General features: G+C 40.1%; 10 protein-coding genes. All 10 read left to right on the top strand.

Annotated elements, in window-relative coordinates; all coding sequences use genetic code 11:
• Positions 1 to 118: 118 nt before the first annotated feature.
• Positions 119 to 763: a fructose-6-phosphate aldolase gene (gene fsa, locus FQT67_RS08215; RefSeq protein ID WP_002983569.1), complete on the top strand. Its 645-nt coding sequence runs from the start codon at positions 119 to 121 to the stop codon at positions 761 to 763.
• Between the two features lie 217 nt (positions 764 to 980).
• Positions 981 to 2,966, top strand: a complete 1,986-nt coding sequence (gene tkt / locus FQT67_RS08210; protein ID WP_046176885.1) for a transketolase — start codon at positions 981 to 983, stop codon at positions 2,964 to 2,966.
• Positions 2,967 to 3,158: 192 nt separating this feature from the next.
• Entirely contained in the window at positions 3,159 to 3,425 is a 267-nt protein-coding gene (locus FQT67_RS08205; protein ID WP_046176784.1) for a bacteriocin immunity protein, read from the top strand.
• 33 nt (positions 3,426 to 3,458) lie between these two features.
• Positions 3,459 to 4,193 (top strand): ABC transporter ATP-binding protein, encoded by a 735-nt coding sequence (locus FQT67_RS08200; protein ID WP_015057994.1) that lies wholly within the window; start codon positions 3,459 to 3,461, stop codon positions 4,191 to 4,193.
• A gap of 4 nt (positions 4,194 to 4,197) precedes the next feature.
• Positions 4,198 to 5,826 carry an ABC transporter permease gene (locus tag FQT67_RS08195; protein ID WP_046176783.1) on the top strand — a complete coding sequence of 543 codons (1,629 nt, stop codon included), beginning with the start codon at positions 4,198 to 4,200 and terminating at the stop codon, positions 5,824 to 5,826.
• 64 nt (positions 5,827 to 5,890) lie between these two features.
• Complete coding sequence (gene proB, locus FQT67_RS08190) at positions 5,891 to 6,712, top strand: glutamate 5-kinase (RefSeq protein WP_046176782.1); 822 nt, start codon at positions 5,891 to 5,893, stop codon at positions 6,710 to 6,712.
• Positions 6,705 to 7,955 (top strand): glutamate-5-semialdehyde dehydrogenase, encoded by a 1,251-nt coding sequence (locus FQT67_RS08185; protein WP_014612520.1) that lies wholly within the window; start codon positions 6,705 to 6,707, stop codon positions 7,953 to 7,955. The genes proB and FQT67_RS08185 overlap by 8 nt, the downstream gene beginning before the upstream one ends.
• 540 nt (positions 7,956 to 8,495) lie before the next feature.
• Positions 8,496 to 9,446, top strand: a complete 951-nt coding sequence (gene rsmH, locus FQT67_RS08175) for a 16S rRNA (cytosine(1402)-N(4))-methyltransferase RsmH (protein WP_316246015.1) — start codon at positions 8,496 to 8,498, stop codon at positions 9,444 to 9,446.
• A gap of 4 nt (positions 9,447 to 9,450) precedes the next feature.
• Positions 9,451 to 9,774: a cell division protein FtsL gene (gene ftsL, locus FQT67_RS08170; RefSeq protein ID WP_046176781.1), complete on the top strand. Its 324-nt coding sequence runs from the start codon at positions 9,451 to 9,453 to the stop codon at positions 9,772 to 9,774.
• A gap of 3 nt (positions 9,775 to 9,777) precedes the next feature.
• Positions 9,778 to 12,033 (top strand): penicillin-binding protein PBP2X, encoded by a 2,256-nt coding sequence (gene pbp2X / locus FQT67_RS08165; RefSeq protein WP_015057993.1) that lies wholly within the window; start codon positions 9,778 to 9,780, stop codon positions 12,031 to 12,033.

The following is a 12,033-nucleotide window of genomic DNA, read 5'->3' as shown; positions in this document are numbered from 1 at the left end:
TTGGTCTTTTCTAAGGGCTGTCAGACTTTTATAATAATTAGGTAGGTACTCTAGGCGATAGGTGATAAACTGTTGTCAATTAGAGCGTTAATATATTGAAAAACTTTGGAGGTAAACAATGAAATTTTTCCTAGATACAGCTAATGTAGCCGCTATTAAAGCGATTAATGAACTTGGCGTTGTAGATGGTGTCACCACCAATCCAACCATTATCTCACGTGAAGGACGTGATTTTGAAACAGTTATCAAAGAAATCTGTGACATCGTCGATGGCCCAATCAGTGCTGAAGTGACAGGGTTAACAGCAGATGCTATGGTAGAAGAAGCTAGAAGCATTGCTAAGTGGCATGACAATGTCGTCGTTAAAATTCCAATGACCACAGAAGGGTTAAAAGCAACAAACATCCTTTCAAAAGAAGGGATTAAAACTAATGTGACCTTGATTTTCACAGTAAGCCAAGGTTTAATGGCAATGAAAGCAGGCGCAACTTACATTAGCCCATTTATCGGTCGTTTAGAAGATATTGGCACAGATGCTTATCAATTAATCAGCGACCTTCGTGAAATCATTGACTTGTACGATTTCCAAGCAGAAATCATCGCAGCAAGTATTCGTACAACAGCCCATGTGGAAGCTGTTGCTAAATTAGGCGCACACATTGCGACCATTCCAGATCCCTTGTTTGCTAAGATGACGCAACATCCCTTAACGACAAATGGTTTGAAAACCTTTATGGAAGATTGGGCTTCCTTTAAAAAATAAGGCTAAAGAGTCTGTGGCCACTGTGTCAACAGGCTCTCTTATATTCATCGTCAAAAAGAATTCACCAATGATGTCCAAACTAGTTTTTTTCTGGCAAAATAGAGAAAAAGAATTTAGGGACTTTGGAGGATTTTCTGAAAAAAGCGTCTATTTTTGTGATACAATAGACAATAGAAAACGTTTAATTTTAGTTGTAATAAACAGAGAGGTTTTACTTATGACATTTGATGCAATTGACCAGTTGGCAGTAAATACTGTCCGCACCCTATCAATGGATGCCATTCAAGCGGCAAATTCTGGACACCCAGGCCTTCCAATGGGTGCTGCACCTATGGCCTACGTTCTTTGGAATCACTTCATGAACATTAATCCAAAAACAAGCCGTAATTGGTCAAACAGAGACCGTTTTATCCTATCAGCGGGACACGGAAGTGCTATGCTTTATAGCTTGTTACACTTAGCTGGTTATGATTTATCTGTAGAGGATTTGAAAAACTTCCGTCAATGGGGTTCTAAAACACCAGGTCACCCAGAAGTTAATCATACCGATGGTGTGGAAGCAACTACAGGACCTCTTGGTCAAGGGATCGCAAATGCTGTTGGTATGGCCATGGCAGAAGCTCATCTAGCAGCTAAATTTAACAAACCAGGCTTTGACATCGTTGATCATTACACATTTGCTTTGAATGGTGACGGTGACCTTATGGAAGGTGTCAGTCAAGAAGCAGCAAGTATGGCAGGACACTTAAAACTTGGCAAATTGGTCTTGCTTTACGATTCAAACGATATCTCTCTTGATGGTCCAACCTCAATGTCCTTTACAGAAGATGTTAAAGGACGTTTCGAAGCTTACGGTTGGCAACATATCCTTGTGAAAGATGGAAATGATTTAGAAGAAATTGCAGCTGCTATTGAAGCAGCTAAAGCTGAAACTGAGAAACCAACCATCATCGAAGTCAAAACCATTATTGGTTTTGGTGCCGAAAAACAAGGAACTTCAGCTGTTCACGGCGCTCCTCTTGGAGCAGAAGGCATTGCTTTTGCCAAAAAAGCTTACCAATGGACTCATCAAGATTTTGAAGTACCTGCTGAAGTGACTGAACGTTTTGCTCAAGGACTTCAAGCACGTGGTGAAAAAGCAGAACAAGCCTGGAATGACTTGTTTGCAGCTTATCAAGCAGAATATCCTGAATTGGCAGCAGAATACCAAAAAGCCTTTGCTAACGAAGCTGCTCAAGTTGAACTTGAAGCGCACGAACTTGGCAGCTCAATGGCGAGTCGTGTTTCTAGCCAACAAGCCATCCAACAAATCTCAGAACAAGTAGCCTCTTTCTGGGGTGGATCAGCAGATCTTTCAGCATCTAACAACACAATGGTTAAGGCTGAAACAGATTTCCAACCAGGTCACTACGAAGGCCGTAACATCTGGTTTGGCGTTCGTGAATTTGCCATGGCTGCAGCCATGAACGGTATTGCCCTTCACGGCGGGACACGCGTTTACGGCGGAACCTTCTTTGTCTTCTCAAACTATCTTCTTCCAGCTGTTCGTATGGCAGCGCTCCAAAACTTGCCAACAGTTTATGTCATGACACATGATTCTATCGCTGTTGGTGAAGATGGGCCAACGCACGAACCAATTGAACAATTGGCAAGTGTTCGCTCAATGCCTAACTTGAACGTTATTCGTCCAGCAGACGGTAACGAAACAAATGCTGCTTGGAAACGTGCCATTGCTGAAACAGATCGTCCAACTATGCTTGTATTGACTCGTCAAAACCTTCCAGTGCTTGAGGGCACAAAAGAATTGGCAGAAGATGGCCTTAACAAAGGAGCTTACATCTTGTCAGAAGCCAAAGGTGACCTTGACGGTATCTTGATTGCAACAGGTTCAGAAGTGAAACTGGCAATGGATACTCAAGAAGCTCTTGAAGCAGAAGGCATTTATGTGCGCGTGGTATCTATGCCATCACAAAATATCTTTGACGAACAGTCAGCAGAGTATAAAGAAAGTATTCTACCAGTAGCTGTGACTAAACGTCTCGCTATCGAAGCAGGTTCAAGCTTTGGCTGGGCAAAATATGTTGGCCTAGCAGGAAAAACATTGACCATTGACACTTGGGGTGCTTCAGCTCCAGGAAATCGTATCTTCGAAGAATATGGTTTCACTGTGGCAAATGCAACTGAGTTATACAAATCACTCTAAGTTAAACATCCCAAACAGAGTAAATCATTTGATTTATTCTGTTTTTTTTAAAATAAAATAACCAGTTCTTTCTTTTCCTCAAACTGCCTAATACACTTCTTTTGATAGGAAGTCATTGACAAAACGATTCATAAAAATTATAATTTAATTGTTATTGTATTAGCGTAAAAGTACAAAAATAAAGGAGTATAAATGGAAAAGAAACGACGGCGCTTATACGATGTGATTAGACAGGCTTATGATTACCCGGAAAATCGTGAAAATATCGTCTTATCACAGTTATTTTTATCGGCTTCCAATAAATTAATTAAGCAGAGCAATCCTCTGGTTATTGCGCACCAGTTGAATCAAGACTTGGATCACTACTTGCTTGATAATGACTTATTACTCCCAAAGTCACTTTGCCCCTTAAAAAAAGCACTGGAAAACTATATTTTAGAGGAAGTCTCATCAGTCTAGGGAGATATAGAGAAGAAAAGGAAAAAGGATACCATGATAGAATTTAAACACGTTTCAAAGTTGTATGGCGATAAAGAAGCTCTTAGCGATTTAAACGTCACCATTAATGACGGTGAAATTTTTGGCCTCATCGGACATAATGGTGCAGGTAAAACCACGACCATCAGCATTTTGACTTCTATTATCGAAGCGAGTTATGGCGAAGTATTTGTGGATGGTCAACTTCTGACAGAAAATAGAGAAGCTATCAAAAAACAAATTGCTTATGTGCCAGATTCTCCTGATATTTTCTTGAATCTAACTCCAAATGAGTATTGGCAGTTTTTAGCTAAAATTTATGGGGTGTCAGATGAGGATCGAGAAGAACGGTTAGTACAGCTGACAACACTTTTTGAACTGAAGGAAGAAGTTAATCAAACCATTGATAGTTTTTCACATGGGATGCGCCAAAAAGTGATTGTGATTGGTGCTCTTGTATCAAATCCTAACATCTGGATTTTGGATGAACCATTAACAGGGTTAGATCCTCAAGCTTCTTTTGACCTTAAGGAAATGATGAAAGCTCATGCAGCTTCTGGACATACGGTCTTATTTTCGACTCACGTGCTATCAGTCGCTGAACAGTTATGTGATCGTATCGGGATTCTAAAAAAAGGGAAATTGATTTTTGTTGGAACGATTGATGAGTTGAAAGAACACCATCCTGACAAAGACTTGGAGAGCATCTACCTTGAACTCGCTGGGCGTAAGGCGCAAGAAGAGGGGTGATGGGATGAATTGGTCTACTATTTGGGAACTTATCAAGATAAATATTCTTTATTCCAATCCACAAAGTTTAGCTAACCTCAAAAAGCGTCAGGAAAAACACCCGAAAGAAAACTTCAAAGCTTATAAAAGCATGATGAGGCAACAGGCCTTAATGATTGCCATGTTTTTGGTGATTTACCTCTTTATGTTTATTGGTGTCGATTTCAGTCATTACCCAGGACTTTTTTCATTTGACGTTGCTATGTTTTTTATCATGTCAACCTTGACAGCCTTTAGCTCTCTTTACACCATTTTTTATGAAAGTAATGACCTAAAACTTTATATTCACTTACCAGTAACGTCAGAAGAACTCTATATTGCAAAAATTGTCTCGTCGCTAGGGATGGGTGCTGTCTTTTTGATGCCTCTGATCTCTCTTCTCTTAATTGCCTACTGGCAACTATTGGGAAATCCTTTGTCTATTTTAGTAGCTATCGTGCTCTTTTTAGTGTTACTAGTGAGTTCGATGGTATTAGCTATTTATATCAATGCTTGGGTGGGCAAAATCATTGTAAGGAGTCGCAAGCGGAAACTCATTTCAACTATCATGATGTTTGTTTCAACTTTTGGCGCTTTCGTCTTAATTTTTGCGATTAATATTAGTAACAACAATCGTACGATGACGGATGGCGTATTTACTGATTACCCAACTATTCCGTATTTCAAAGGATTCTATGATGTTATTCAGGCACCGTTTTCTACTGCGGCCCTCCTTAACTTTTGGTTGCCATTGCTACTGGTTCTAGCTATGGTATATGGTATTGTCACAAAAGTGATGCCAACTTATTATCGTGAGGCTTTTTATATTAGTAACGAGAACAAAGCCAAGCAAACTAAAAAACCAGTTAATCGTCCTCATCAGAATCAATCACTGGCGCAGTTGTTGCGAAAACATCACCTATTAACGTTACAAAATGCAACTTTACTAACACAAACCTATCTCATGCCCCTGATGTATGTGATGCTTTTTATCGGTCCAAGTTTGTCACGTAGCACAGGTTTCTTTAAGCATATTTCCCCAGATTACTTTGGGGTGGCCTTATTATTTGGGGTCAGTTTGGGTATCATGTGTGCAACACCAACCAGCTTTATTGGAGTAGGTATTTCACTTGAAAAGGATAACTTTACCTTTATTAAAAGCTTACCAATAACGTTAAAAAAATTCTTGCTGGATAAATTTTGCTTGCTCGTCGGTTTGCAACTGATCGTGCCTATGGTTATTTATCTTGTACTTGGTCTCTTTGTGCTACACCTCCATCCCCTGCTAACGATTGCTTTTTGTCTTGGCTACGCCCTGTCCCTGATTGTGCAAGGGGAATTGATGTATCGTCGTGACTACCGGCTTCTGGATTTAAAATGGCAAGACATGACACAACTCTTTACCAGAGGAAATGGGCAGTGGCTAACAATGGGCCTTATCTTTGGTAATTTAATAGTCACAGGTGCAGTAGGTTTTGGAGCTGTTATCATTGCCAATATTATCCAACAACCTCTGTTGATTAGTATTCTACTGAGTTGTTTGACACTAATGGTTTTAGGACTTGCTCACTTATGGATTCAAAAAACCTTCCGGAAAAGCTTAGAGAAGCTTTAACAAAGAGAGGTCATTATTCGGAAAAACAGTCCTCTGGGGCTGTTTTTTATGCTATAATTTGGGTATGATGAAACGACAATTTGAAGACGTAACACGTATCGTAATTAAAATTGGCACTAGTTCATTAGTGCTACCAACAGGTAAAATCAATTTAGAAAAAATCGACCAACTGGCTTTTGTGATTTCAAGTTTGATGAATAAGGGCAAGGAAGTTATTTTAGTATCATCGGGAGCGATGGGATTTGGACTAGATATTTTGAAAATGGAAAAACGTCCGACCGATCTTGCTAAACAACAGGCAGTTTCCAGTGTTGGTCAGGTCGCCATGATGAGTCTTTATTCACAAATTTTTGCACACTACCAAACCAACGTGTCACAAATTTTATTGACGAGAGATGTTGTGGTTTTCCCAGAAAGTCTAGCGAATGTTACCAATGCTTTTGAAAGTCTGATTAGTTTGGGCATTGTGCCTATTGTTAATGAAAACGATGCGGTTAGTGTGGATGAAATGGATCATGCGACAAAATTTGGAGATAATGACCGTCTATCTGCTGTCGTTGCTGGTATTACAAAAGCTGATTTATTAATCATGTTGTCTGATATTGATGGCCTTTTTGATAAAAACCCTACTATTTATGAGGATGCGCAGCTACGCAGCCATGTTACGGTCATTACGCAAGAAATCATTGCTTCAGCAGGTGGTGCGGGCAGTAAGTTTGGCACAGGTGGGATGCTTAGCAAAATTCAATCTGCCCAGATGGTATTTGAAAACAAAGGACAGATGGTCTTGATGAATGGAGCTAATCCCAGAGATATTTTAAGGGTGCTTGAAGGGCAACCACTAGGCACATGGTTTAAACAAATAGAAGAGGTAAGGCATGACTGATATAACAATGTTAGGGCAAAGGGCAAAACAAGCTAGTCTTTTAATAGCACCTTTGTCGACGCAAATTAAAAATCGCTTTTTAAGCACCTTAGCAAAGGCATTAGTTGACGATACACAGACTCTCTTAGCCGCTAACCAAAAAGATTTAGCGAATGCTAAAGAACATGGTATTTCTGATATCATGACTGACCGCCTGCGCCTAACCGCAGAACGGATTGAAGCGATAGCACAAGGGGTTCAACAGGTTGCTGACTTAGCTGATCCAATCGGACAAGTCATTAAGGGCTACACTAACCTCGATGGCCTTAAAATCCTCCAAAAGAGAGTTCCTCTAGGGGTGATTGCGATGATTTTTGAGAGTCGCCCGAATGTTTCAGTGGATGCTTTTAGTCTGGCGTTCAAAACCAATAATGCCATCATCCTAAGGGGGGGAAAGGATGCCCTTTACTCCAATAAGGCTTTGGTGAAGTTGATCCGACAAAGTCTGGAAGAATCAGGTATCACTCCAGATGCTGTCCAGCTAGTTGAGGATCCTTCACATGCTGTTGCTGAAGAATTGATGCAGGCAACGGACTATGTGGATGTGTTGATTCCACGTGGTGGTGCTAAATTAATTCAGACCGTTAAGGAAAAAGCAAAAGTACCTGTCATCGAAACAGGTGTGGGGAATGTGCACATCTATGTGGATGCTCAAGCTGACTTAGATATGGCTACTAAGATTGTTATCAATGCTAAAACCCAACGCCCAAGTGTTTGTAATGCAGCTGAGGGATTGGTAATTCACGAAGCTGTAGCAGCAAGGTTTATTCCTATGCTTGAAAAAGCTATCAATCAGGTTCAGCCAGTAGAATGGCGGGTAGATGACAAGGCTTTGCCGTTATTTGAGCAGGCAATGCCTGCAAAAGCAGAGGATTTTGAGACCGAATTTTTAGATTACATCATGTCTGTTAAGATTGTTTCCTCGTTGGAAGAAGCTATTTCTTGGATAAATCAGCATACTAGTCACCATTCCGAAGCTATCATCACAAGGGATATTAAGGCAGCAGAGACCTTCCAAGATTTAGTGGATGCTGCTGCTGTGTATGTCAACGCTTCAACACGATTTACCGATGGCTTTGTCTTTGGCTTGGGTGCTGAAATTGGGATTTCTACTCAAAAAATGCACGCCCGTGGGCCTATGGGATTGGAAGCCTTGACTAGTAGTAAATTTTATATTAATGGGGATGGACATATCAGAAAATAAGTTACTAGAAGGTCCCTTAATGTCTGATGAAAGAGAAAAAATAAGAAGCAAGGGCTGCTTTACATGGCTTGTTAGACCAGATACAGGTCCTTCATCAGAAATTGGAGTTGGTTCGTAAGTGGGACTATTTTGATCTTTTTGGAGATGGTATGCTTGTCAGCTGGATCAAACGTCGAAAAATGAGCAAGGTTAACCAATTATTAATAAACATACAAGTTACTCTTCAAAACTGCCGAAGATAGCTGGCAGACGTCGATAGGAGATTACTAGCTGACTTACCGAATACGAGTTGGAACCAAACCTTTGGTATTTGGTTAGACAACCCGCTGACAGATTGTTGTGTGATTAAAGAAGCTAAAAATCTTTTACAAGCAGTTGAAACTCTAGAGGCAGCGGCTAAATTAGCACTTGCTAAGTTGACTTAGCTGATAACTAACAAAAAGGATAAAGTAAGAGAAAAGGAAGATTCTCTCGGGAATGAAACCCTTTTCTCTTACTTTTTCATTTGTAAACCTTTTGAAGTATGGTACAATTAAAGTTATGACAAAAGAATTTCATCACGTGACCGTACTCCTTCACGAAACAGTGGATATGCTTGACATCAAGCCTAATGGGATATATGTTGATGCAACGCTAGGTGGTTCAGGCCACTCAGCTTATTTGTTGTCCAAACTTAGTGAACAAGGGCATCTCTATTGTTTTGATCAAGATCAAAAGGCTATTGACAATGCACAAGTTACCCTCAAATCTTATATTGACAAAGGACAGGTAACTTTTATTAAAGATAATTTTAGACACCTCAAAGCACGTTTAACAGCGCTTGGAGTTGATGAAATTGATGGTATCTTATACGACCTTGGTGTTTCCAGCCCACAATTGGATGAAAGGGAACGAGGGTTTTCTTACAAGCAAGATGCTCCTTTGGATATGCGCATGGATCGTCAAGCTCCCTTAACTGCCTATGATGTGGTTAACACTTATCCATTCAATGACTTGGTTAAGATTTTTTTCAAATATGGTGAAGATAAATTCTCTAAGCAGATTGCTCGGAAAATTGAGCAAACAAGAGCTATCAAGCCTATTGAGACAACAACAGAGTTAGCAGAATTAATCAAGGCAGCAAAACCAGCCAAAGAATTGAAGAAAAAAGGTCACCCTGCAAAACAGATTTTTCAAGCCATCCGCATTGAAGTTAACGATGAACTTGGTGCAGCTGATGAGTCTATTCAGGATGCTATGGAATTATTAGCCCTCGATGGTCGTATCTCAGTCATTACCTTCCATTCTTTAGAAGATCGCTTGACCAAGCAGTTGTTTAAAGAAGCTAGTACGGTGGATGTGCCTAAAGGGCTACCGTTTATCCCTGAGGATATGAAACCGACATTTGAACTTGTCTCACGCAAGCCAATTTTACCTAGTCAGGAAGAACTAGCAGCCAATAATAGAGCACATTCGGCTAAATTACGTGTTGCCAAAAAAATCCGGAAATAAGCTTATGACAAATGAAAAAAGAACTCAGGCAGTCTCAAATGCCCTCCAAAAAAGAATAAGAACTTTCTCACGAATTGAGAAAGCTTTTTATGCTACGATTATTATTACGGCAATTAGCATGGCAGTGAGCATTATTTACCTGCAAAGCCGTAAATTACAGTTGCAACAAGATATCACAAGCTTAAACAGCCAAATTTCAGACCAGAAAATTGAACTTAATAATGCTAAGCAAGAAGTTAATGAATTGTCACGTCGTGATCGCATTGTTGATATCGCTGGTAAAGCAGGTTTGAGTAACCGCAATGAGAATATCAAGAAAGTCGAGTAATCTATGAGAAAATGGCAAAAATATTTTTTAGATTATGTTGTGCGTGACCGCCGGACGCCAGTTCAAAACCGTGTCCGAGTTGGGCAAAACATGATGCTTTTAACCATCTTCGTCTTCTTTATTTTCATTATTAACTTCATGATTATTATTGGCACGGACCAGAAATTTGGGGTTAGTTTGTCAGAAGGTGCGAAAAAGGTTTATCAAGAAACTGTCACAGTTCAAGCTAAACGTGGGACCATCTACGATCGTAATGGGACAGCTATTGCAGTGGACTCAACAACTTACAGCATTTACGCTATTCTTGATAAGTCTTTTGTTTCTGCTTCTGATGAAAAACTGTATGTACAGCCGTCTCAATACGATAAGGTAGCTGCTATTTTAAAAGAACATTTAGGAATGAAAAAAAAGGACGTTATCAAACAATTGAAACGTAAAGGACTTTTTCAAGTCTCCTTTGGAACTTCAGGGTCAGGTATTTCTTATAGCACCATGTCTACCATTCAAAAAGCGATGGAGGCTGCTAAAATCAAAGGAATCGCTTTTTCTGCTAGTCCTGGACGTATGTATCCTAATGGAACCTTTGCTTCCGAATTTATTGGATTAGCGTCGTTGACCGAAGATAAAAAGACTGGTGTCAAAAGCTTAGTTGGAAAATCAGGTTTAGAAGCCTCTTTTGACAAGATTTTATCAGGGCAAGACGGGGTGATTACCTATCAAAAAGACCGAAATGGAAATACCTTGTTAGGAACGGGTAAGACTGTCAAAAAGGCTGTTGATGGAAAAGATATTTACACCACTTTGTCTGAACCTATCCAGACGTTTTTAGAAACCCAGATGGATATTTTTCAAGCAAAATCTAATGGTAAACTAGCGACGGCAACACTTGTAAATGCTAAAACCGGTGAAATTTTAGCCACGACACAACGACCAACCTACAACGCAGATACTCTTAAAGGGTTGGAAAATAAAGACTACAAGTGGTATAGTGCGCTGCATCAAGGAAACTTTGAACCGGGGTCAACCATGAAGGTTATGACCTTAGCGGCAGCTATTGACGACAAAGTCTTTAACCCAAATGAAACGTTTAGTAACGCTAATGGGCTGACCATTGCTGATGCAACGATTCAAGACTGGGCAATCAACGAAGGTATCTCTACAGGGCAATACATGAACTATGCCCAAGGCTTTGCTTTTTCTAGTAACGTGGGGATGACCAAATTGGAACAGAAGATGGGAAATGCTAAGTGGATGAACTACTTGACCAAATTCCGGTTTGGTTTCCCGACTCGCTTTGGTCTACAAGATGAGTATGCTGGAATGCTTCCTTCTGACAATATCGTTACGCAAGCCATGAGTGCTTTTGGACAAGGGATTTCAGTAACCCAAGCTCAGATGCTAAGAGCTTTTACGGCTATTTCTAATGATGGTGAGATGTTGGAACCTCAATTTGTTAGCCAAATTTATGATCCAAACACTGCCAGTTTTAGGACTGCCCAAAAAGAAGTTGTTGGAAAACCTGTTTCTAAGAAAGCTGCTAGTGATACCAGACATTACATGATTGGGGTAGGAACAGACCCTGAGTTTGGAACCCTTTATTCTAAAACTTATGGTCCCATTATCAAGGTTGGTGATCTTCCAGTTGCCGTTAAATCAGGGACTGCTCAGATTGGTGCCGAGGATGGAAGTGGTTACCAAGATGGTGGATTGACTAACTATGTTTACTCGGTTGTTGCCATGGTTCCAGCTGACAAACCAGATTTTGTGATGTATGTTACCATGACACAGCCAGAACATTTTGGCCCACTTTTTTGGCAGGATGTGGTTAATCCTGTTTTAGAAGAAGCTTACTTAATGCAAGATACGTTGACAAGACCTGTTGCAGCAGATGATGCACATAAGACAACCTATCAATTGCCAGATTTTATTGGTAAAAATCCTGGTGAAACTTCTAGCGAATTACGCCGCAATCTCGTTCAACCTGTTGTTCTTGGCACTGGTAGTAAGATTAAGAAAATCTCACAAAAAGCAGGCAAAGGCTTGTCGGAAAACCAGCAGATTCTTATCCTATCTGACCATTTTACTGAGTTGCCAGATATGTATGGATGGACCAAGTCCAATGTCAAAACATTTGCCAAATGGACGGGAATTGATGTAACCTTTAAAGGATCGGATTCTGGACGCGTTACTAAACAGAGTCTAGATGTTGGCAAATCTTTGAAAAAAATCAAAAAAATTACCATAACTTTAGGAGACTAA

The organism is Streptococcus sp. NCTC 11567, from assembly GCF_902141215.1.
Taxonomy (GTDB): Bacteria; Bacillota; Bacilli; order Lactobacillales; family Streptococcaceae; genus Streptococcus; species Streptococcus dysgalactiae.
The sequence above is the reverse complement of the archived record's forward strand: the minus strand, read 5'-3'. Positions and strand labels throughout refer to the sequence as shown.